General features: G+C 55.8%; 19 protein-coding genes and 1 riboswitch. Of the genes, 17 read left to right on the top strand and 2 right to left on the bottom strand.

What is annotated here, in order from left to right; translation table 11 throughout:
* Positions 1-4: 4 nt before the first annotated feature.
* Together Dvar_RS38290 and queF are read right to left on the bottom strand one after the other, a co-directional pair.
* Complete coding sequence (locus Dvar_RS38290) at positions 5-946, bottom strand: hypothetical protein (RefSeq protein ID WP_419658731.1); 942 nt, start codon at positions 944-946, stop codon at positions 5-7.
* Positions 943-1,347, bottom strand: coding sequence for a preQ(1) synthase (gene queF, locus Dvar_RS38285; protein ID WP_419658730.1), 405 nt, complete (start codon positions 1,345-1,347; stop codon positions 943-945). The genes Dvar_RS38290 and queF overlap by 4 nt, the downstream gene beginning before the upstream one ends.
* A gap of 128 nt (positions 1,348-1,475) precedes the next feature.
* Positions 1,476-1,659, top strand: a riboswitch (cobalamin riboswitch).
* A 138-nt stretch (positions 1,660-1,797) separates the two neighbouring features.
* Here queF and Dvar_RS38280 point away from each other — a divergent pair.
* The 17 genes from Dvar_RS38280 (at position 1,798) to Dvar_RS38200 (ending at position 23,198) form a co-directional block, all read left to right on the top strand.
* Positions 1,798-2,571 carry a DUF3450 domain-containing protein gene (locus Dvar_RS38280; RefSeq protein ID WP_419657429.1) on the top strand — a complete coding sequence of 258 codons (774 nt, stop codon included), beginning with the start codon at positions 1,798-1,800 and terminating at the stop codon, positions 2,569-2,571.
* Complete coding sequence (locus Dvar_RS38275) at positions 2,568-4,007, top strand: MotA/TolQ/ExbB proton channel family protein (RefSeq protein WP_419658729.1); 1,440 nt, start codon at positions 2,568-2,570, stop codon at positions 4,005-4,007. The genes Dvar_RS38280 and Dvar_RS38275 overlap by 4 nt, the downstream gene beginning before the upstream one ends.
* Positions 4,004-4,615 carry a MotA/TolQ/ExbB proton channel family protein gene (locus tag Dvar_RS38270; RefSeq protein ID WP_419658728.1) on the top strand — a complete coding sequence of 204 codons (612 nt, stop codon included), beginning with the start codon at positions 4,004-4,006 and terminating at the stop codon, positions 4,613-4,615. The genes Dvar_RS38275 and Dvar_RS38270 overlap by 4 nt, the downstream gene beginning before the upstream one ends.
* A gap of 125 nt (positions 4,616-4,740) precedes the next feature.
* Positions 4,741-5,157: an ExbD/TolR family protein gene (locus Dvar_RS38265; RefSeq protein WP_419658727.1), complete on the top strand. Its 417-nt coding sequence runs from the start codon at positions 4,741-4,743 to the stop codon at positions 5,155-5,157.
* Positions 5,158-5,279: 122 nt separating this feature from the next.
* Positions 5,280-5,984, top strand: coding sequence for an energy transducer TonB (locus Dvar_RS38260; protein WP_419658726.1), 705 nt, complete (start codon positions 5,280-5,282; stop codon positions 5,982-5,984).
* Entirely contained in the window at positions 5,984-7,360 is a 1,377-nt protein-coding gene (locus tag Dvar_RS38255; protein ID WP_419658725.1) for a tetratricopeptide repeat protein, read from the top strand. The genes Dvar_RS38260 and Dvar_RS38255 overlap by 1 nt, the downstream gene beginning before the upstream one ends.
* 11 nt (positions 7,361-7,371) lie before the next feature.
* The gene (gene ccsA / locus Dvar_RS38250) at positions 7,372-8,226 is read left to right on the top strand and encodes a cytochrome c biogenesis protein CcsA (RefSeq protein ID WP_419658724.1); all 855 of its coding nucleotides are present in this window, start codon (positions 7,372-7,374) and stop codon (positions 8,224-8,226) included.
* Positions 8,227-8,275: 49 nt separating this feature from the next.
* The gene (locus tag Dvar_RS38245; RefSeq protein ID WP_419658723.1) at positions 8,276-9,118 is read left to right on the top strand and encodes a hypothetical protein; all 843 of its coding nucleotides are present in this window, start codon (positions 8,276-8,278) and stop codon (positions 9,116-9,118) included.
* 113 nt (positions 9,119-9,231) lie between these two features.
* The gene (locus Dvar_RS38240; RefSeq protein ID WP_419658722.1) at positions 9,232-10,359 is read left to right on the top strand and encodes an ABC transporter substrate-binding protein; all 1,128 of its coding nucleotides are present in this window, start codon (positions 9,232-9,234) and stop codon (positions 10,357-10,359) included.
* Positions 10,356-11,405, top strand: a complete 1,050-nt coding sequence (locus Dvar_RS38235; RefSeq protein WP_419658721.1) for a FecCD family ABC transporter permease — start codon at positions 10,356-10,358, stop codon at positions 11,403-11,405. The genes Dvar_RS38240 and Dvar_RS38235 overlap by 4 nt, the downstream gene beginning before the upstream one ends.
* 129 nt (positions 11,406-11,534) lie before the next feature.
* The gene (locus Dvar_RS38230) at positions 11,535-12,800 is read left to right on the top strand and encodes an ABC transporter ATP-binding protein (protein WP_419658720.1); all 1,266 of its coding nucleotides are present in this window, start codon (positions 11,535-11,537) and stop codon (positions 12,798-12,800) included.
* Positions 12,801-12,826: 26 nt separating this feature from the next.
* Positions 12,827-16,636 carry a cobaltochelatase subunit CobN gene (gene cobN, locus Dvar_RS38225; RefSeq protein WP_419658719.1) on the top strand — a complete coding sequence of 1,270 codons (3,810 nt, stop codon included), beginning with the start codon at positions 12,827-12,829 and terminating at the stop codon, positions 16,634-16,636.
* A gap of 96 nt (positions 16,637-16,732) precedes the next feature.
* Positions 16,733-18,499: a TonB-dependent receptor plug domain-containing protein gene (locus Dvar_RS38220; protein ID WP_419658718.1), complete on the top strand. Its 1,767-nt coding sequence runs from the start codon at positions 16,733-16,735 to the stop codon at positions 18,497-18,499.
* Positions 18,500-18,607: 108 nt separating this feature from the next.
* Positions 18,608-18,985, top strand: a complete 378-nt coding sequence (locus Dvar_RS38215; protein WP_419658717.1) for a four helix bundle protein — start codon at positions 18,608-18,610, stop codon at positions 18,983-18,985.
* The gene (locus Dvar_RS38210; RefSeq protein ID WP_419658716.1) at positions 18,970-21,096 is read left to right on the top strand and encodes a putative cobaltochelatase; all 2,127 of its coding nucleotides are present in this window, start codon (positions 18,970-18,972) and stop codon (positions 21,094-21,096) included. The genes Dvar_RS38215 and Dvar_RS38210 overlap by 16 nt, the downstream gene beginning before the upstream one ends.
* Complete coding sequence (locus tag Dvar_RS38205; protein WP_419658715.1) at positions 21,093-22,136, top strand: ATP-binding protein; 1,044 nt, start codon at positions 21,093-21,095, stop codon at positions 22,134-22,136. Before Dvar_RS38210 ends, Dvar_RS38205 begins: the two co-directional genes overlap by 4 nt.
* A 102-nt stretch (positions 22,137-22,238) precedes the next feature.
* Entirely contained in the window at positions 22,239-23,198 is a 960-nt protein-coding gene (locus Dvar_RS38200; protein ID WP_419658714.1) for an ABC transporter ATP-binding protein, read from the top strand.

The raw sequence follows: 23,198 nt of genomic DNA, 5'->3' as shown, positions 1-23,198 counted from the left end.
GGCACTATTTTTTATCCGGCACCACAATACTGCCCACAGGCGGAAGGCTGCCCGATTCAGGAGCGCCAAAAGCATCTTGGTCGGTGACCTGCTCAATGGTAATGTCGCCGATTTTTACCCCCGGGACGATAAACTGCTGGTCATTCAAGCCGGTCAGTACATCGCCGACTTCCAGAACACTGAACCGATCACCGGGTTTGATTCCCACTTCGCTGCCGGCGGGAATCCCGCAACGTCCATTTTTAATAGAGACAATAGTGGATGCCCATCTGCTTTCTTCGATCGCTTCCCCCAGTTGCTCTGCCAACTGATCTCCCATTTCTCTGGCGACGTCGACCAATGCATCGATTTTTGTTTCCTGGCCGTTTATGATCTGTTGCGATTGCTGCTCACTGATATCGATCTTTTCGGTCAGAATTCCAAGGGAAATCCGGGCGCCGGTGATCGTATCATAAGCCGCTGCCGCCGTCTGGATTTGAAGGATGTAGGACACATCCCGGAAAAACCAGGCCCCAGTGTTCTTTTTACTTGTACGGATGTCGATGATCATGGGACTCACCACGGCATTGATGCCTGCCTGACGAGCCTGGGCACAAAGACTGAATACCTCGATATCGCCATTGTCCAGGCGTGGCGGATTGCTTAGAAATGGTGCATTTGGCGCATCATTGGGCATCAGCAGATGAGCCTTTGAAACCTCCGATTTCAACCCCTCGAGAAAATGCTTCATAAAGGGGGCTGTGATTTGATCACTGGTAAAAGCAGTGGTGTTGGTCAATGCCAGAATGCCGATCCTTTTGCGGTAGGTGTCGCTGGCGTTAAAGTCCCTGATGGTTTTTTTATCCGCCGGACGGTAAGGCGCGGAAATACCACATGCTGAAACCAATAGCAGCAACACCATCAAAATTGGCAAGGCCGTTTTTTGCGAATTGGCTGGGGTCATCATGATGATACCTCATGCCGGGCGCAGACCCGTGTCGTCAAGCCCCCACGGGAGGTGAACTCACCGATGACTTCCATCTTTTTGGGGCTGAGCACCGCAACCAGGTCATCAAGAACCCGGTTGACCACATGTTCGTAAAACATCCCCACCGTGCGAAATTGCAACAGATAATATTTCAGCGATTTCAGTTCGATGATAAATTCAGCCGGTGTGTAATGGATCGTCAGGGTACCAAAATCGGGAAGGCCGGTCATGGGACAGACCGAGGTAAACTCCGGCTGGGCGATGGTGATACTGACATCACGCTTGTTCTTATAGTGATATTCAATGGGATCCAGCATATCGGTGGTCACGATGTCCGGCTTATCTACCTTATAGCGGATGGTATGGTCATAATTTTTCATACAAAGCTCCTATGTATTTCGTTTGACATGCTTTTTAATGGAAGCCGAAAAGCCTGTCAAATACTCTTCATGCCTTTCAGCAAAAAAGCCGGAAAATTTACACTTGACTTTTTCTCCCATTTTCTTATGCTATCTGATCTTGATCAGGTGCTCATAACGAGCTTAATAGGGAACCCCGTGAGATTCGGGGATGGGCCCGCCGCTGTGATCGGGGACGAAAGCTGTCATATGCCACTGACCTTTTGGTTGGGAAGGCGCAGCCGGTAGGATGATCCGAAAGTCAGAAGACCTGCCTGAGCATGTATGGAAATGATTGCGTGGACGGCGTCGTTTCTTCCCAACATTTCATCTGTGGGTAAAACAGGGATATCCCGGATCGTATAAAAATCATACGGTTCGGGTTTTTTTATTTGGGGTTCATCAAGGTTACACAGTTCAGGAGACCGATAGATGACGATAAAGATGTTGTTGATATGGATGTTGATTTGTTGCTTGTTGTTTTTACCTGATTTGCCCGTTCTTGCCAGCGATACGGAGCAGCGTGTTGAAAAACCGGTCCGCCAATCCATCCAGACCCGCCAGGTGAATCAGCAGGAAGAGGAAAAATGGCGGTTGGAAAAAGAGAAGCTGACCGCTCAATTTGAACAACTGCAAGCCGAGCAGAAACAGCTGCAGGCGCAGCGACAGGATTTGCAGGATTATACTGACGCCAGCCGGGCGCGCATTGCCACCAAGGAAAAACAGCTTGCCGACATCCAGCAGATTTCCGACCAAATCCAGCCCTTCCTCGAAGAAATGCTCGCCCTTTTAAAAACACAAGTATCTGATGGTTATCCCTTCCTTCCTGAAGAGCGAGAAAAACGCATCGACAATCTTGAGCATCTGATGACCGATCCGGACGTATCGGTCAGCGAAAAGTATCGCAAGGTCATGGAAGCGTTTATGGTGGAGGCCGAATACGGCACGACCATCGAGACTTACCAGGAAACCATCACCATCGACGGGCAGACCATGCTGGTCGATATCTTTCGGTTGGGACGGCTCAGCTTGTTCTACCAGAGCCTGGACCGCAAGAAGTGCGGTTTTTACAATATTGCTGACAATGCGTGGCAACCCTTGCCTGGGTCCCATAACCCATCCATCCATGCCGCCATCGATATCGCCGCCAAACGCAAGCCGGTGGAAATGCTCACCCTGCCGGTAGGAAGGATGGTGGTCAAATGAAGACACGTATTTGTTGGTTACTGGCAGTATTGTTGATTAGCTTGATGATGGTTTCGCCATCAGCGGCCCAGGACATGCGGGCGATTCAGATGGAGGCCCAGCAAGCCAAAGCGGAATTGGTCCAGAAAGCAGCGGCCGAAAAAGCCGCTGCCGAAAAAGCGGCTGCCGAGAGCCGGGCCAAGATCATGCAGGATCGCAGCGCTCTGGAAAAAGCCATTGCCGATCTTGAAGCCGCCAACCAAAAATTGGATCAAGCGGTCGAGTCCTTAAAGCAGGAGAGTAAAGACCTGGACCAGCATGAGCAGGAGCTCAGCGAGTCCCTGGCGCAGACCGACAGCATGATCAACGAACTGGTGGGCGTCATCCGCATCAATGCCAAGGATGTCGATGCATTGATCACCCAGAATCTGCAAACCGCCCTTGATGAAAAGCCCACCTTGTTTCTCGAAACCATCTCCCAAAATCAGCGCTTTCCCGGCATGGATGATGTGCGTGCCCTGGCCGAGGGGCTGCGCGCGCAGATTGCCGCTGCCGGTGAAGTGATGCTTCGTGAATCTTTGATTGTTGACCGGGCCGGTCGTGAGGTTAAGGCGGATGTGCTGGTGCTGGGGCCGTTTACCGCGGCTTATCGGATCGGCAGCGAAGTGGGATTTTGCAATTACTCAGCCACGGGGAGAAAACTCTATGCGCTTTCACGGCTTCCCGACAATCGCATGCAAAAACAGCTGAGGCGATACTTAAGCGGTAAAAGCGACAGCGTTCCCATGGACGTCTCCCGCGGGGGTGCCTTGCGCCAGCTGACCCATGAACTCAAGCTTTGGGAACAGGTTCCCAAGGGCGGGCCGATTGTCTGGCCGATTCTGATCATTCTGGCCGTGGGGATTTTGATTATCCTTGAACGGGTGATTTTTTTGCTGCGCAAAAAATTGGATGCCGACAAATTGGTGCAGACCATTGAATCGCATACTGCCGAAAATAATTGGCTGGCCTGCGAAAAAGCGTGTGAATGTCATCCGAATATTCCGGTTGCCAGGGTGCTGAAATCCGGCCTGGACTGCTGCCAGATGCAGCGTGAGGAGATGGAGAACTCGCTGCAGGAAGCCATTTTAAGAGAAATTCCCCCCATGGAACGGTTTTTGTCCACCTTGGGCATGCTGGCTGCCATTGCCCCCCTGTTGGGGCTTCTGGGCACCGTCACCGGCATGATCGATACGTTTCACGTGATTACCCTGCACGGCACCGGTGATCCGCGTCTGATGTCGGGTGGCATTTCCGAGGCCCTGGTAACGACCATGCTGGGGCTGACCGTGGCCATTCCCTTGATGCTCTCCCAGACCCTTTTGAGCCGTGCCGTGGATAAAAAAATTGGCGAGCTGGAAGAAAAAGCGGTCGCGCTGGTCAATGTCATCCATAAAAACAGGGGTAAAGTACTGTGATTGATCTTTTAATCACTCAGTCCCTTCGCTTGGAGGAGTACCTGCGTGCCGGTGGGGTGACCATGCTGCCCCTGGCGCTGGTCAGTGTGGGCATGTGGCTTTTGATTGTGGAGCGGGCGCTGTTTTTCAGACGCCTGCATCTCAAGAACATGCCGCTACAAAAGGCGTTGGCGCACATCCATGAGAACCGATTGCCGGACCCCAATCAATACCGCGGGGCGGTGTCGCTTCTGGTGGCGCGCTTTATCCAGCGGCGCAGCTTTGAGCGCATGCTGGATCGGTTTATCCTCGATGAGACCGTGGTCACCATCAACCGGTCTTTGAACGACCATCTGGCCGTCATCGGTGTGCTGGCCGCCGTTGCGCCGCTTCTGGGCCTGTTGGGCACGGTTACCGGTATGATCGGGACCTTTGATGTTCTATCGGTTTTCGGTACCGGCAACGCCAAGGGCATGGCCGGCGGTATTTCCGAGGCCCTGATCACGACCCAGACCGGCCTGTTGGTGGCCATCCCCGGGCTCTATATGAAAGGGTTTCTGGATCGCCGGGCGCGAATTCTGCAGCAGCGGGTGGCCCGGGCGGGGTATTATTTGAGACGGCAGCTTTAGTGAACGACCATCCGGAATATGAAGAATGAAGGTAGACGGTGAGGGCGAGTAGCTATGGCTGAGAGGGTGATGGACGAAAGACGAAGGACGAAAGACGAACTGTCAAGGCTTTGGAGAGTGGAGACATGTTGAATATATCATCGGCTCGCCGCAGAAATCGGTCGACACCGGAGTTGAATATCGCCCCGCTGATCGATATGGTTTTTATTTTGCTGATTTTTTTTCTGGTTAACACCAGTTTCGTCAAGGAAACCGGAATCGATGTCAGCCGGCCCACGGCATCCACGGCCATGGTGCAGAATAAGGCCACGATTCTGATCGCCATCGACCAGAGCAACCGGCTGTTCATGGATCATCGGGAGATCGATCCTCGTGCCGTGCGGGCCAATGTGGAGCGCGCACTGGCCGAGAATCCGGAAGGGGCCGTGGTGGTGGTGGCTGACAAGGCCAGCAGTACCGGTGTGGCCATTCAGGTGATGGATGGCTGCCGCATGGCCGGGGCCGCTAATGTCTCATTGGCCGCCAGTGTGCCTGAGGGATGATGCTTGAGAATGGGAGAATGGGGGATAGGGAGAAGGGGAGAGTAGATGGTTTACCTATCTCCCCGTCACCGGTTCACCCCATCTCCGATTCATTTCTTTACGTTTGTCAATGGTAATGGAACATGTCAGTGATCACCGAATGTAACGATTATTTCGACGCCATTCACCGGCGTACCTGGGGCACCTGGGTGTGTGCCGCAATGGTTGCCGCCGGATTGAATCTGGTGCTGTTTTTACTAATGCCGCATCTGGTGGATCCCGCGCCGGCCCGGCCCTCCATCGACACGCTCTTGTCCCAGGTCAATGTCATTCGCATGAAACGACCGGACTCCGACGTCAAACGAAAACAGCCCCCACCGCCAAAGCCACCCGAACCCGAAAAGATGCGCAAGCCCGACGCCGCGCCCCGGCAACCCATGAGACAAAAATTGACCCTGCCGTTCAAGGTTAACCCGCGGCTTCCCGGCGGCCCCAACTCTCTGGTGCTGCCGCCGCTCAAAAGTGCGCCACTGGCCAACGCCAATGCCTTGCAAGGTGCGTTTTCCGTGGGGCAGCTGGATGGTCCTCTGACCACCTTGACGCGCATTCCACCGGTATATCCGGTTCAGGCGCGCCGGCGTGGAATTGAAGGATGGGTCAAGGTGTCCTTTGTGGTGGATGAAGCCGGCCGGGTGGGCGACATCACCATTTTGGATGCCGACCCGAAGGGTCTGTTTGACCGGAGTGTTCAACGCTGCGTGAGTGGCTGGCGGTTCAAGCCCGGCACGGTCGAGGGCATGCCGGTGAAGGCGCAGGTGGAGACGGTGATCCGATTCGAATTGGAGTAATGATGGAAATATTTAAATACTTCAAATGGTTGGCAGGCCTCTTGTTGGTCCTGGTTTTTATTCCGGCACTGGGGATGGCACGTGAAAAAGATGAGGCCCCGCCATTGCCGCTGCCGGCACAGCTGATTTTAGCCAAAGTCCAGCCCATGATCGAGGCCAAGGAATACCCGCGCGCCATCGAAACGCTCAAGACATTTCAGGCCCGCGGCGGTCCCGATTTCAAACTCGGCGATAAGGACCCCAAGGGCTATCACCATGCTGAAATCGAATTTTGTCTGGGCAACTGCTACCTGATGGGTGAGCAGTACGAAGATGCCGTGGCGGCGTATCAGCGAGCCCTTGCCCGCGACCCCGGCCATACGTATGCATGGTTGAATCTGGCCAACGCTCATTATGAACTGAACCATAATGCCGATGCCGCCAGTTGCTTTAAAAAAGCGTACGAGACAGCAACCGAGAAAAAGCCAGAGTACCTTTACTACAGTGCGGTCGCTTATCTGATGGCCGATGACTACAAGCAATCCATCGGCCTGTTCGAAGAATTGTTCGCGGCTCACCCGGAGGCGATCAAGCTGGAGTGGAAAGAACACATGGTCCATGCCCTGCTCGCCGCGGAAAAGCCCCGGCGAGCCTTGCCGTATATCAAGGAACTGGCAGCGGCCTTTACCGGTGAGAAGCAGATTCAATGGCAGGAGATTCTGCTTCACCAGTACATGCAACTTGACATGCAACGTGAAGCCCTTGACCTTGCACATACACTCACCCGGCAGACGCCGACGCTGGCCAAGTGGTGGAAAGCACTGGCTCACATCCAATTGAATGTCGAAAAGTATGAAGACGCATTGATGGCGCTGACCATCTACTCGTTTCTCACCCCACTGTCCATGGAAGAAAAAAAATTGCTGGCCGATTTGAACCTGCAGTTGAACATCCCGGTCAAGGCCGCTCCGCTTTACGAAGCGTGTTTGAAAGAAAAAAAAGACAAATCGATGTTGCAGCAACTGGCCACCGCTTATCGCCAGCTGGGCAAGCCGGAAACCGCCCTGGCCGTCATCAATGCGGTGGATCCGGATTCGGACGATGCCGATATCATACTGCTCAAGGGCGAGCTGTATTACAGCATGGATAAATTTGATCAGGCCGTTGCGGCCTATGAAAAGGCCGCCCGGAACAAGGGCCGCCATGTTGGCAGGGCCTGGTTGATGGCCGGATACGCCGCCTGGCAGATGAACGATATCGCCACCAGTAAAGACGCCTTTGCCAAGGCCGCCAAGCATCGTAAGCAGCGCAAGGCCGCCAATACGGCCCTCAAGCAATTGGCGATGTTATCCGTGGACGAGATGAACCCGCATCCATCCAAGCACCATTCAAACTAACAGGAAGAACCGTGTTGATCAACGCACAACTGCTTTTCAAAATTGCCGCCTGCTTTTACGGAATGAGTCTGATTTGCGCCTTTGTTTTCGGCCAGCGGTCAAGGACTGCGTTATTGGTTCTCGTTTTAGGCCTCCTGGCCAATATGGCAGCGGTGGGTTGGCGCTATTGGCTGGCTTGGCCCATGCTGCCCATGTATATGGGACCTGTGGTATTACCCCTGTTTTTAGGCGTGATGCTCGCCTTAAGTCGTCATCGGGACGGTGGCTGGACGTGGCCTGCCGTTCTGACGCTGATGGTGGTGATTGCCCTGGCGGCGGTTTTGTTTCCCAAGGATTACTACATCCCATTTGTCAAATCGCAAACCATCTGGGCCCATCTGTTTTTCTGGTTTGGTGTGGCCGGCCGGGGATGTTTTTTGATCGCTGCCGCCTGGGCCATGGCGGGACTGATTCGGGGACGGGGAGAAACGGAGAGGGGGAGAAACGAAGACACGCAGCTTAAATCATCCCCCCGTCACCCCGTCTCCCCCTCTCCCCGTCCCCCCCTCTCCGCACCCCCCCGTCACAATAGTTCCCCTGCTTCTCGTTCAATGAAATGGACCGTCTGGGGCTTCACCCTCTGGACCTTATCCATGTTCACCGGAGAATTGTGGTCTTACCTGGGGTGGGGAACACCGGTGGTTTGGGATGATCCGGCTATCACGACGACGATGGCCACCTGGTTTTTTTATATTTGTCTGTTGCATCTGCACCTGACCGGCTCATGGACCGCCCGTGGTCGTGGTATGTATGCCGCCGCCGGCGCCCTGGTGGTATTGGTGTTGAATTGCGTACCGGAACTGGGACCATTTCGGTGGCCCTTGTAAATATTGTAATAACCACTCGTAAACTCAGCTAAAAAAACATGGTGTGGCTATGCTAGAACTTGCTGTATCACAGCCCAATAAGTCGGCATCGAGTGTGGTGCGCTTGGTTTGGAATAAACTGGGCAGTATCCACCTGACGGTGATCCTTTGTTTGCTTCTGACCGCCGACCTGACCATCGGATATATTTGTCTGAATCGGCGAACGATTCTTTTTGCCCCATTAAACGACATCGGCCTGGCCACCTGGATTCAGACTTATGGCAAATCCAATCTTGTCTATACCATGTGGTTTTTTGTCCTTTTAGGCCTTTTGACGCTTTTGTGCGTCAATACCTTTGTCTGCACCACGGACCGGGTGGTGTCGCTCATCGCCCGGCGCAGACACTTCAGACCCCGTCGCCTTTTTTTTAAATTCGCCCCGCACATCATGCATTATGCCATGATTATCATTCTTGGTGGTTATCTTTGCAGCTACCTTTTCTCACAAGTATTGATTACCCGCACATTGATTCCGGATGTGCCATTCAATCTGCCCGGCACCGATGCCCGTATCACCCTGATCGAACTTGATCCACTCTACTACAAAGGAGATCGGTTGCCGGCCTTCGAGGACCGGGTGCTGCAACCGCGGGCAAAACTACAGATCATGGATGGTGACCGGCAGCAATCGGCCATGCTGACCTATAACCGACCCCTTCGATGCCATGGCTACAGCATGTTTTTAAAGGATTTCAATCCCAAACGAAAAGATGGAGGCATGAATCGAAAAGTGAGAATCGACCTGACCATCCGCAAGGATCCAGGCGTGATACTATATCTGGCCGGCATCATTTTATTTACCGTGGGGATGGCCATGTATCTGGCCGAGTGGATGGCGGTTCGTAAAGGCTAACGCCAAGCCGGTAAGGGTGAAAGGTAAAATGGATAATTGAAAATGGTGAATGGAAAATTTCCTATTGCATAAAAACGTTCCAAACAAAAAAGGTCATTCAAGGAAAACAATAAATGCAACCCTCAATGAAATCGATTATTGCTGTTGTGACGCTTCTTCTCATGCTGTTGCTTGTCTGTGCGTGCACTGATTCCGGAGGAAAAAAGCAGGGTGATTTTATCCAGATTGGCGAATTTGCCATCAATCATGTATCTGACCAACGCACTGATGTTCGCGATGGGGCCGGTCGCACCCTGGTACTGATTCCGCGTGATGCACCGGCACCCAAGGATGTGGCCCCCCATCATATCGTGCGCACACCGGTAAAACGGGTGGTGGCCTACGGCTATTTTGACGTGGCCATCATGCGTGCTTTAGGGGTGCTGGAGGATACATTGGTGGGCGTGACCACGCCGGCAGATCGCTGGTACATTGACGAGGTCAAAGAGGGAATGGCCGCCGGAAAAATCGCTTTCCTGGGTGATTCAAGCAGCATCGATTTTGAACGGCTCAAACAGCAGCAGCCCGAGCTGGTGCTCACCTGGGATCACGCCGTGATTCCCATGCTTGAGGAGTTGGGCATTCCCTGCGCCGTTACTTCCACACCGGTGGCCATGTGTCTCAATGCGCGTATGCGCTTCGTCCAGTTTCTGGCTCCCTTTTTTCACCGCGAGAAGGAAGCCGAGGCCTTTTTCGACCGGGTAAACCTGGCCCTGATCGACATTCGGGATCGCACGGCCGGTTGCGGAGAACCACCCAATGTGATGTGGGGAGACATCTATGAAAAGCGGGTGCTGGTGGAACCGGGCAACGCCTGGGTTGGCGAACTGGTGGGGCTTGCCGATAGCGATTACCTGTTTGACGATGTCTATGGCACCTCTTGTATCGAAATTGCCGTGGAACGTTTTCTTTACAGCGGGGAAGATGCCGATATTTTTTTCACTTATCGAACGTCGAAGGATGGCATTACTTCCAAGGCGGCACTGGCGCGCATGAACCCGCTATTGGCCGATATCCGGCCGATCAAGGAGGGCAAGGTGTATGCGCCATTGCCCCATTACGTTCAGTCCGGCGATCACCTGGATGAAATCCTGACCGAAATTGCCGCGATCCTCCATCCTGAAGTCTACCCTGACTATACGTACCGTTATTTCACGGAATTACCCGATACAGACCCGGAAGAAAATGGAGAACAGTCATGAGCACAGCAGAGCAAACCATTCCTACCGTAAGCCCCATAACTCTTCGGCGACCGACGGTCGCCTTCACCCTTTTGGGTGCGTTTACCCTGATCCTGCTGATTGTCAATATTGGTATTGGATCGGTTTCCTTTTCTCCTGCCGAGGTCTGGCAGGCGATTGTGCATCCCCACTTGAGCGCCACCACCGGATCGATCCTTTGGAAAATCCGCATTCCTAGAGCCATTGCCGCCATTTTAGGCGGTGCGTTTCTGGCCACCTCAGGGCTGTTGTTGCAGGTTTATTTCCGCAATCCCATTGTGGGACCTTTTATTCTTGGAATTTCCTCAGGGGCAACGGTGATGGTTTCATTGGTGATGCTCACCACGCTGACCGTGGGCATGACCGTGCTTTCACCGTTTATGACTACTATCGCCGCCTTTGCCGGTGCCTATGGGGTGATGATGATCGTGGTGGCCGTGGCATCAAAGGTCAAAAACGGGATCACGCTTTTGATCGTGGGGCTTATGATGGGGTACCTGTGCCATGCGGTCACCAGTGTGCTCACGGCCCTGGCCGAGAAAGAGAAAATCAAGGGGTTTGTGCTCTGGCAGTTGGGCAGCTTTTCCGGCTTCAAATGGAGCGAGATCGGTATCATGGTTATTTGCGGCGGTCTGATCCTGGCCCTGGTCTATTTCCTGAGTAAACCGCTCAACGCTTTTTTGCTCGGCGAAACCTATGCCGCTTCCATGGGGGTCAATATCCGCCGGTTCCGCGTATTGATTCTGCTGTGTGCCTGTGCCCTGGCCGGTATGATCACCTCCGTGGCCGGACCGGTGGCCTTTGTCGGCCTGGCCGTACCTCACATGGCGCGCCTGATCTTCCAGACATCGGACAACCGCATTCTGATTCCCGGTGCCTGCCTGGTCGGCGGGCTGGTTACCAGCCTGTGTGATTTGATTGCCCGCATGGTGCTCTCGCCGGTGGAGTTGCCCCTGTCGGCGATTACCGCTTTTTTCGGTGCACCGGTGGTGATTGCACTTTTGCTTAAACGGAGCGTTAAGATGTGACGATAGGATAAACGAAGGAAGAGGGAAGAAGGACGACGGACGCGCGGGCTTATTTTCTCATCCTTCGTCCCTCGTCCATCTTCCTTCGTATCCGGATTATAAAAAATTACTCACAACATGAGGTGCGCAATGGATTATAAAACAACGCAACCCATCCTCAGCTGCCGCAACCTGACCGTCGGCTACAAGGACAAAGCCGTGCTGAGCGGGTTGAACCTGGACTTCGAGGCCGGTCAGTTCATTTCTCTGTTGGGGCCCAACGGCGCCGGTAAGACCACACTGCTGCGCACCCTGTCGCGGCATTTGGACCCGCTCGAGGGCCAAATCGAAATCGAGGGTCGGCCGTTATCTCAAATGAGCACCATGGAGCTGGCCATGGTCATGGCCGTGGTGCTGACCGACAAGGTTTCTCCGCCGCTTTTTACGGTCTACGAATTTGTGGCCCTGGGCCGCTATCCGCACACCGATTTTCTTGGCCGGCTGGGGGATGAAGACCACAAAGCGGTACAACACGCCCTTTGTGCCGTGCATGCCGATAACCTTGCCGCACGTACCTTCAGTGACCTGAGTGACGGTGAGCGCCAGAAGGCGCTGGTGGCCCGGGCCCTGGCCCAACAGCCGCGTCTGCTTCTGCTCGATGAACCCACCTTGCATCTGGATCTCAAGCACCGGGTGGAGGTGATGGGGATCCTGCGCAACCTGTGCCGCAGCGAGGGGATTACCGTGGTCGCTTCCTTGCACGACGTGGATGTGGCCGCCAAAGTTTCCGACCGGGTGGCGCTGGTCAAGTCGGGGGCCGTGGTCGACTGGGGAATTCCCGAATCCGTGCTCAAAAACAACACCGTGGCCGGGCTGTACGACTTTGATGGTGCGGATTTCGACCACAATCTGGGCAGTATTGAACTGCGTGGCAACGGCAAGAGCGGCCGGGCCTTTGTGCTGGCCGGCATGGGCAGCGGGGCGCTGATCTACCGCATGTTGTCCAAGCGCGGATTCAGCATCACCACCGGCGTGCTGCACACCAATGACCTGGATTACTTTGTGGCGCGCTCCCTGGGTGCCGAGTGTACCAGTCAGGAGGCCATGCAGACGATCGATGACTCGGCCCTGTCCGAAGCCGATAGCCGGCTGGAAGCGTGCGATGTGGTCATCGACTGTGGTTTTCAAGTCGGCCCCATGAACCAGGGCAATGTCAAACTGCTGCACACCGCTCTGGAAAAAGGTAAAACGGTGCTCAGCCTGCGTCGAAACGGCGTTGACGGCCAGCTGCCGCCCCAGGCGGACGACCAGATCGTGCGCTGTGGCGATGTGGCCCAGCTTTTGGACGCGCTTGATCAGCATTTTCCCGGCATGAAAAAAGAAGACCCGCAGGCTGAGATATTGGCAGTGGTATGACAAATACAATCTATAGAGATGGAGAGATGATGCGATCTTACACCTTATGCTACTATTCCGCCACGGCCATGGAAATGCCCTCCTTAAGCGAGGGGGTGCGTCAATATCTTGATGCCGGCGGCAATATCAACGTTCATGCCCGCACGCAAACCCAATTGTTCGATAAATCCCGTCAGCAGGCCTTCGTGGACCAGGCGATCAAAGCCGATGCCATTATTGTCACCCTGCATGGCGGCAAGCCCTCTTTTCCAGCCTTCGACCAGCTGATTGAGGCCCTGGACGCATTGCCCGAGGAGAATCGGCCTTTTTTGCACATCCAGCCCACCGGCGGCGATGAGGATTCGGTGGAGGCCGCCCGGGAGCACTCACCGGTATTTGGCACCCCGGTCTGGGATGACATCCAGCGCTACCTGGGTCACGGTGGCCATATCAACTATCATCAATTGCTGATTTATCTGTACAATCACCTTTTTTCCGCCGAGGAGACCTGCCAGCCGGCCGTGGTTCTTCCCTTTGAAGGCATCTATCATCCGGACCTGTCCGGGATTCCGGATCTTGACGATTACCTGAGAGAAAAGGTCGATCCGGACAAACCCACCGTGGGCCTGTGGTTCTACCAGACCTACTGGTTGAACAACAACCTGGCCTTCATCGACGCCATCATTCGCTGCGTCGAGGCTCAGGGCGCCAATGTGATTCCGGTATTCCATCAACGCTACAAGGACGCCGATCGCGGTAACCGCGGCGCCGATTACATTGTGGAGCATTTTTTCATGGATGGCGACCGGCCTCGCATCCAGGTGCTGATCAACCCGTTGATGTTCTCCCTTACCCTGGCGGCACCCGAGTACAAGGTGCTTTTGCCGCGTCTGAACGTGCCCTTAATTCAAGCCATGGTGACGCTCAATCCATACGCCCTGTGGAAGGAGAGCCTTCAGGGTATGCACACCATGGATATCTCCTACTCGGCGGCCCAGCCCGAGTTCGACGGGGCCCTGATCACCGTGCCGGTGGCCACCCGTGAGCAGGAGACAGTCGATCCGATTACCGGCGCCTTGCTTGCCAAGTACATGCCCATTGAGGAGCGGGTCAACAAAATGGTGCGGCTGTCTCTCAACTGGGGGCGGCTGTCGGCCAAGACCAATGCCGAGCGCCGGGTGGCCATCATTTTTCACCACTATCCGCCGCGTAACGACCGCATCGGCTGCGCCGCCGGTCTGGACAGTTTCGCCAGCGTCAAGGGGTTGCTGGACCGTATGCAGCGGGACGGTTACCGTATTGATCAGACTTACTCGGACGGTGACGAACTGGCCCATGACATGCTCAGCCGCATGACCTGCGATCAGCGCTGGCTGACGCCCGATCAACTGGCCGCCCGGGCCGAGGCCCATGCCGACCGGCAGTGGTACACCCCCTGGCACAAGGCACTGCCCGAGAGCATCCGTGAGAAGCAGACCGCCGACTGGGGAGAAATACCCGGCGACCTGTTCGTCCACGACGATCAGATGCATTTTGCAGGGATCATCAACGGCAATGTGTTTATGACCATCCAGCCGCCCCGCGGATACTTTGAGAACATCGATGCGATCTACCACGACATGTATCTCTCTCCGCCCCATCACTACCTGGCCCATTACCGTTGGATCAGGGACGTGTTCAAGGCCGATGTGGTCATGCACGTGGGCAAGCACGGCTCTCTGGAGTGGTTGCCGGGCAAGTCCCTGGGCCTGTCCGAGACCTGTTACCCGGACCTGGCGATCATGGAACTGCCCAACGTTTACCCTTACATCATCAACGATCCCGGTGAGGGTACCCAGGCCAAGCGGCGCAGCTTTGCCTGCATCATCGACCACCTCACCCCGGCATACACCAACGCCGACCTGTACGATGATCTGGGCAAGGTGCAGGGCCTGGTCAACGATTATACCGTGGCGGTGGGTGAGGACCCGGCCAAGGTGGAGATCCTGCAGCCCATGATCTGGGAAGCGGTTGCGGAGGCCAGCCTGGACAAGGATCTGGAAATCGACCGGGAAACTGCCCTGGGTGATTTCGACGGATTTCTGGAACGGCTGCATGCCTACATCGAAGAGCTTTCCGACACCATGATCAACGACGGTCTGCACACGATGGGCACCCCGCCCGAGGATGAACGACTGGAGGAGTTTGTGGTCCAGCTCACCCGTCTGGCCAACGGCAGTGTGCCGTCCCTGCGTGAGGCTATGGTACGCGCCATGGGATTCGATTATGACGATGTGCTGGATCACCGCGGCAAGCGCCCGGCGCGGTTTAACGGCCTGAGCGGGGCTGAAATTGTTCACCAGGCCCATGAAAAGGCTCTGGCCCTGGCCCGCGGTCTGGCAGCTACGGACTACCAGCCGGACCGCGTACCGGGACTGGTGGGGAAACTGCTCGATCGTCCGTCGGCGGAAGCCGAGGAAGTGCTAACGTATATTGCCGATACCCTGGTGCCCAACATCCGGCGCTGCGTAGAGGAAATTGACTACAGTTTTACCGGTTTTACCGGTGGCTTCGTGCCACCCGGGCCCTCGGGGGCGCCCACGCGCGGCCAGGCCGACATTCTGCCCACGGGCCGTAACTTTTACAGTGTGGATCCCAACAAGATTCCCAGCCCGGCAGCCTGGGAGGTGGGCGTGCGCCTGGGCGATGCGCTTATCGAGCGTTACATGGCCGAGTCGGGTCGCTATCCGGACAACATCGGTATCCTGATCTACGGCACGAGCACCATGCGCACCCGGGGCGATGATATTGCCGAGGTTTATTATTTAATGGGGGTGCGTCCGGTATGGGCCAAGGGCAGCGGCAACGTGACCGGCCTGGAAGTGATTCCGTCAAGCGAGCTCAAGCGTCCCCGGCTTGATGTGACCCCGCGTATCTCCGGGCTTTTCAGGGATTCGTTTCCCAACTTGGTCGAGCGCATCGACGAGGCCGTACGCATCGTCTCGGCGCTCAAAGAGTCGCCGGAGTCCAATTTTGTGCGGCGCAACGTGTACAAAGATCTTGAGGAATACCGCCAGGCAGGCATGAGTGAAGAGGATGCTTATCGCGAGGCCACCTTCCGTGTTTTCGGCTGCCCGCCGGGTACTTACGGCGCCGGGGTGACCGAACTGGTGGAGTCCAAGAACTGGGAAACCCAGGAAGACCTGGGCAACAACTATATCCGTTATTCCTCTCACGCCTACGGTCGGGGCAGCTACGGAAAGCAGAAACCCGACGTCTACCGGCGGCACCTGGCGCGCATGGACGTGACCGTAAAGAACGAGGATTCCCGGGAATACGACATGATGTCGTGTACCGATTATTACAACTACTATGGCGGCATGATCGTGGCAGCCAAGACCGTGCGCGGCAGCCTGCCCTTTGCCATGATGGGCGACAGCTCCGATCCCAAGCGGGTGAAAATGCGCACCACCTTCGAAGAGGCCAAGCATGTGCTGCGCTCCCGGCTGGTCAATCCCAAATGGTTGGCGGGCATGAAGCGCCACGGATACAAAGGCGCCGGCGACATCTCGCACATGATGGATGTGGTGCTGGGATGGGATGCCACCGCCGAGGTGATCGACGACTGGATGTACGAGAAAATCGCAAACGCCTACGCCCTGGATCCCGAGATGCAGGAATGGATGAAAGAGGTCAATCCCTTTGCTCTGCAGAATATCCTCGATAAGCTACTCGAGGCTATCAATCGCGGCATGTGGGACGCCAGTGAAGAGATGACCGAGGATCTGCGCAACGCTTATCTGGAGATGGAAGGGGAGATCGAGGAGTGGAGTGACGAGGTCCCGGTGTCCAGTGATCAGGTGGTTGGGGATCGGTGATCTGTGATCGGTGATCAGTGAACGGTAATCGGTAAGTGGGTGTTGGTAGCTGGGTGATAATTGAATTTCTGCTCAAAGAGATTGGAATTCCTGATAATGCGTACCTTGTTGATCTGTCTATTTATTCTGTTGATGCAGCCGCCTACGATTTTCGCTGATGAGCAATCCACCGCCACTGGTGAGGAACATCCACCGATCACCGATCACCGATCACCGATAACTGAAAACGGCGATACCATCATTATCACCGCCGAGGAGATCCGTGCCATGCAGGCCCACAAAATGGCCGATATACTCAATCACGTACCTGGCGTGAATGCCGGTACTTCGTCGGTCAGTATTCGCGGTTCCGTCAAGGTCAAGGTTTTTGTGGACGGCCGGCCCATCAACGATCCGACCTCCAGTCATGGTAGCATCAAGTGGGATCTGGTCTCACCCGATGAGGTGGAACGTATCGAAATTTTGCGTGGTAAAGGCGGACTGCGTTACGGTCAGGACGCCTCTGGCGGTGTCATTCTGATCACCACCAGGAAGGTTCAGCGTCTGACCGGGAATGTCAAGGCCTATGGGGGCAACTACGGCACCGGTTACGGATATGCCAATTTGCAAACCAGCGTCGGTCGCTGGGTATTCGGTGTGAACGGTGGCTTCGAAAGCACCGACGGTTATAAAGTCAATAATGACCAGGAACGCTGGCAGGGGGGCGTCCGGTTGGGCTACAATCGCGATGCGAAAAGAAGCATTACATTCATCGGCGATTACCTCGATGATGAGCGGGGGCTTAGTGGTCTGCCCGAACATCCCACCCCTTTTTCGCGCAAGTCCACGGATAATACCAGTCTATCGCTTCAAGCAAACTGGAGCCCGGTAACCAGCACCACTTACTATAACGGTGGGAACAATTATAATACCGATGTTACCCGGGGGATCGATCAGACCCTTCGGGTCGCCGAGTGGGGCGAGGACCTGGTGACCTCGATGGCTACCGGAGATTGGGGGGAATTAAGCGTTGGCGGCGCATTCCGGCAAGGTCTGGCCAGCGGCAGTGATTTTGACGATCAGCAAGAGGAAACCTATTCCATGTTTGCCGCCCAGACCGTAAGCGGACTCGACGATCATATCAGTCTGACCGCAGGGCTCAGGGCCAACATCAATTCAGCTTTTGACGATGCCGTTAATCCGGAAGCCAAGCTGACATACAAGCGCAAGCACTGGCGGACCACCGCTGCCTACAGTCGGACCAATAACACGCCGTCATTTCGCCAGCGGTACAACCAGACCAGCTCCACCAACCCCAATCCCGACCTGATTATGGAAACGGCCGACAACTACAGCGTCTCTCTGTTTGTCGCTCCATGGGACATCCTGTCCGGCAGCGTTTCGTTTTTCTACAACCGGTTGTCCGACCGCATCACCTATGTGACCGGTGACGACGGTATTGGCCAATACCAGAACTTCGGGCTGGTGACCTATACGGGGGGGGATATGGCACTCACCTGGAAACCCCATGAAACCATCAAAGTCAAAGGAAGCTATACCTACATGGAGGCCGTGGATGAGGAAACCGACTTGTGGCTGGCCTGCAAAGCGAAACATAAAGTCAAGCTGGATGCATACTGGCAGCCGGCCAAACCCATCTCCATCGTGCTGACCGGTAATTATGCGTCCAAGGTCTACCGCAATAGTGCCAACACCAAGACCGTGCCGGCGTATACGGTTGTCGGCCTCAGGGCTGAATACGCCTTCGATCGTTTTTCCCTGTTTACCGATATCGATAATCTCTTCGACAAAACCTATTACTATGCCGACGGTTTGTTGGCACCGCCGTTTACCTGGGTGGCGGGGATTAATTGGAAAATCTGACGGAGAATTGGTGATGGGGAGATGCGGAGATGCGGAGATGGGGAGATGCGGAGATGGGGAGATGGGGTGAGTGGGTAAGTGGGTGAGTGGGTGACAGGAGGATGAGGAGTGGGGTGTATTCGACATTTTCGGGATTTGGATGTTTATCAATTGGCCATGCAAACGGCGATGGACATATTTGTTATGAGCAAAACATTCCCTGTTGAGGAACGCTATTCATTGACCGATCAGATCCGGCGGGCTTCACGATCGGTATGTGCGAATATTGCCGAAGCGTGGCGTAAGAGACGATACCCCAAGGCCTTTGTCAGCAAATTGAGTGACGCAGAGGCTGAAGCCGCCGAAACCCAAGTGTGGATCGAGTTTGCTTACAAATGCAAGTATCTGCAAAAAGATCAGGCAAAAGCGCTGGATACGGATTATGAGAATATCCAGGGAAAAATAGTCAACATGCTCAACCAACCAGAAAAATGGAGCATCAACTAATGCTTTCAAATGTAAAAAAAGCAACTGGCGGGTCTACGCACCAACCTGCCTCCGCGTCCCCCCGTCTCCGTGTCCCCCCATCTCCCTCTCACCCCGTCTTCCCCTTCGCCGCAATAATAGGCCAGGACGATCTAAAGCAAAGCCTTTTGCTCAATGCCGTCAATCCGGCCATCGGCGGAGTGTTGATCCGGGGGGAAAAGGGCACGGCCAAATCCACGGCGGTTCGAGCCCTGGCAGCCCTGTTGCCCGAGATCGATGTGGTCGAGGGCTGTCCGCATGCCTGCCTGCCCGATCAACCTGAGTCCTACTGCGAGGGGTGCCGCCAGTTGGGCAGCCGGTTGAGAGCGGCCAGAAGGCGGGTGCGGGTCGTTAATCTGCCCTTGAACGCCACCGAGGACCGCGTGGTCGGCGGGATCGATTTCTCATTGGCCATCCAAAAGGGGCAGCGTGCATTGCAGCCGGGGCTTCTGGCCGATGCCCATCGGGGAATCCTTTATGTGGACGAGGTCAACCTGCTTGACGATCACATCGTGGATATCGTCCTGGACGCGGCAGCATCGGGCGAGAACATTATCGAACGCGAGGGGATTTCATTTTGCCATCCATCGCGGTTTATTCTCGTGGGCACCATGAATCCCGAGGAGGGTGAACTGCGCCCCCAGCTGCTCGATCGGTTTGGCCTGTGTGTGGAAACCGCCGGCGCTGAATCCCCTGACGACCGGGTGACCCTCATGCAGCGTCGAGAGGAATTTGACAATGACCCGGCCGCTTTTATGAGAGCCATTGCCGAGAAGAACCAGGCCATTGCCCGCCGGATCGAGACCGGCCGGGAAAACCTGCCGGGGGTGCGTATGCCCCGTCATCTGCGCAGCTTCATCGGTGAATTGTGTACCGAAAACAATGTGGCCGGCCATCGGGCCGATCTGGTGATGGAACAGGCCGCCCTGGCTGTGGCCGCTCTGGCGTCGGCAAACGAGGTGACCGTCGATCACATTCGGCAGGTGGCGCCCATGGTGTTGGTGCACCGGCGCCGGGAAGCGCAGCCGCCCCCTCCGCCGCCACCACCACCGCCAGAGGATTCTCAAGACAATGAGGACAACGAACCACCCCAGGAAGATCCACCGCCGGAGGAGGAGCAGCCGCCTGAACAGCAGGAAGGCCAGGAAAAGGAGCAGCCTCAATCGTCCCAGCCGGATCAGTCACCGGGCGAAAACCAGTCTGAGCCTGACCAGGCGACGCCGCAACCCCAGTCTGCCGAGGATCGCATCTTTGAGATCGGTGCGACCTTCAAGGTCAAGCCGCTCTCGGTTCCCAAAGACCGCCTGTTCCGGCGGGGTTCCGGGCGCCGGTCGCGCACCCGCGTTTCCCAGAAACAGGGGCGATACGTTAAAAGCTGCATGAACCGCCAGCATGGCGATATTGCCCTGGACGCCACCTTGCGGGCCGCCGCGCCCTATCAGAAATCGCGCAGCAACGGGAACGGCAACGGCCTTTGCGTCAAGCTGACCGATACAGACATCCGCGAAAAGATCCGCGAGAAGCGTATCGGCAATTATCTCTTTTTTGCCGTGGATGCCAGCGGTTCCATGGGGGCCCGGGGGCGCATGGCCGCTTCCAAGGGGGCCGTCATGTCGCTTTTGCTTGACGCCTACCAGAAACGGGACCGTGTTTCCATGATCTCGTTTCGGCGAAACGAAGCCATTGTCAATCTGCCGCCCACGACCTCAGTGGACCTGGCCGGCAAACTGCTTGGAGAATTGCCGGTTGGCGGACGTACCCCGCTGTCGGCTGGCCTGGCCAAAACCTTTGAGCAGGTGCGCAACATGCTGCTCAAGGACCCATCCGCCCGTCCTATTGTGATTCTGATCACCGACGGGAAAAGCAATGTCGCCTTGGGCGAGGGCAAGCCGGTGGATGAAGCCATGCGTCTGGCCACGGCCATGGGCCGGGATGAGCGGATTCAGCATATCGTGGTGGATACCGAGGAGGCCGGCCTGGTTACCTTTGGCTTGGCTCAGCGCCTGGCAGCCGCTCTTCAGGCCCGCTATTTCAAAATCGACGACCTCAAGGCCCAAAGCCTGGTCAATATTGTGAAAGGACAACAACTGTGAAAAAAGCATCGATCTACCCCTTCACCGCCATCGTTGGTCAGGAGAAGATGAAACTGGCTCTGATTCTCAACGTGATCAATCCCGGGCTCTCCGGCGTGCTGATCCGGGGTGAAAAAGGCACCGCCAAGTCAACGGCGGTAAGGGCCCTGGCCGATATCCTGCCGGAAATTGCGGTGTATGCCGATGATCCCTTTCAGCTGGCGCCCGAAGAAGAAGAGGCGGTCTATCTGGAAATCGCCCAATTGTTGAACCTTTCCGGCGATGGTGTCCCCCCCACAAAGACGCGCAAGGTGCGAGTGGTTGAACTGCCCGTGGGCGCCACCGAGGATCGCGTGGTGGGCACCATGGACCTGGAGCATGCGCTGAAAAAAGGAGAAAAACGGGTCGAGCCGGGACTGTTGGCCGCGGCGCACCGCGGCATCCTTTATGTGGATGAAGTCAACCTGCTCGACGATCATGTGGTCGATGTGCTATTGGATTCGGCGGCCATGGGCGTTAACAGTATCGAGCGGGAAGGGGTCTCTTTTTCTCATCCGGCCCGCTTTACCCTGGTGGGCACCATGAACCCCGAGGAGGGCGAACTGCGGCCGCAATTGCTCGACCGATTCGGGCTGTGTGTCAATATCGAAGGCATCACCGGCGCCGACGACCGCGTGGCGGTTATGGAGCGACGTGCCGCGTTTGATGATCACCCGGAGGATTTCATCAGCCAGTGGACATCCGAATCCGAGGCATTGACCGAACGTATCCTGGCCGCCAAAAATCTATACTCCCAGGTAGCCGTCGCCAGGGAACGACTTTATGAAATCGCTCAATACTGTCTGGATGTCGGTGTGGACGGACACCGGGGAGACATCATCATCCTGAAGACCGCCAAGACCCTGGCCGCCTACGAGGGCCGCACCGAGGTGGAATCAAAGGATATCCAGATCGCCGCCGAACTGGCCCTGCCGCATCGGGTGCGCCGCCAGCCGCTTATGGAGATCGCCGATAATGTTGAGAAATTGAAATCGCGAAGAGCGGTGGCCGGTGGACAGTGATAGGGTGATAGGGTGAGTGGGGATGGGGTGAGTGGGTGGATGAAAATCTCCCCATCTCCCCATCCCCGTTTCTCCCCCTCTTGTTCATTAATAGGAAATATTATGATTCACATACAAAACCTAAAAAAAACATACGGAAGCCACCAGGCCCTATCCGGCATCAACCTGCGCGTTCCCGAAGGCGAACTGTTCGCCTACCTGGGTCCCAATGGGGCCGGCAAGACCACAACGATCCGTATTCTCACCGGTCTGACCCGGCTGACGGCGGGAACGGCGGCCTTAAACGGGCATGACATCAAAACCGCATCCATGGCGGCCAAACGGCAGTGCGGCCTGGTCCCCCAGCATATCAATCTGGATAGCGAGCTGACCGTGGGCGAGAATCTGGATATCCACGGCCGCCTGTTCGGCATGTCGGCGTCAGCCCGTAAACAGCGCATCGAAGAACTGTTGACCTATATCGAGCTTAGTGATCGTGCGGGCAGTCTTGTCAAACAGCTGTCCGGTGGCTTGAAACGCCGGGTCATGATTGCCCGCGCCCTTTTGCATGATCCGCGTATTTTATTTTTGGACGAGCCTACGGTAGGGCTGGATGCCAGTATCCGGCGGCGTATCTGGTCGTTGATCAAGAAGATTCAACAAAAAGGCACGACCATATTTCTCACCACCCACTACATCGAGGAGGCCGAGTTTCTGGCCGATCGGGTGGCGTTTCTGGACAGTGGGCAAATCGTGGCCGTGGACACACCCACCACGCTGATGGCCGGTGTCGGCCATTGGGCCATCGATTGGGTCACCGAGGATGGAATGAAATCCACCTACTTTCCCAGCCGGGAGGCAGCCCAGGCGTCGGGTGCGGCCAGCAACAATGGGTTTACCCTGCGCCGGGTCAACCTGGAAGATGCGTTTTTATCCCTGACCGGCAAGAAGGTGGATGCCGCTCCAGGTGAGACAAAGCCGGTCCATGGCGGGCAGGCGCATGGTAGTCATGGGCATGGATCACATGGTGGCGGGCATGGTGGGCATGCGAGTAAGGCCCATGCCGGTCATGGTGCGCACTAA

Origin of the sequence: Desulfosarcina variabilis str. Montpellier, assembly GCF_048565275.1 — a bacterium.
Lineage (GTDB): Bacteria > Desulfobacterota > Desulfobacteria > Desulfobacterales > Desulfosarcinaceae > Desulfosarcina > Desulfosarcina variabilis.
Note: the sequence above shows the minus strand (reverse complement) of the source record. Positions and strands in the feature narration are given on the sequence as shown.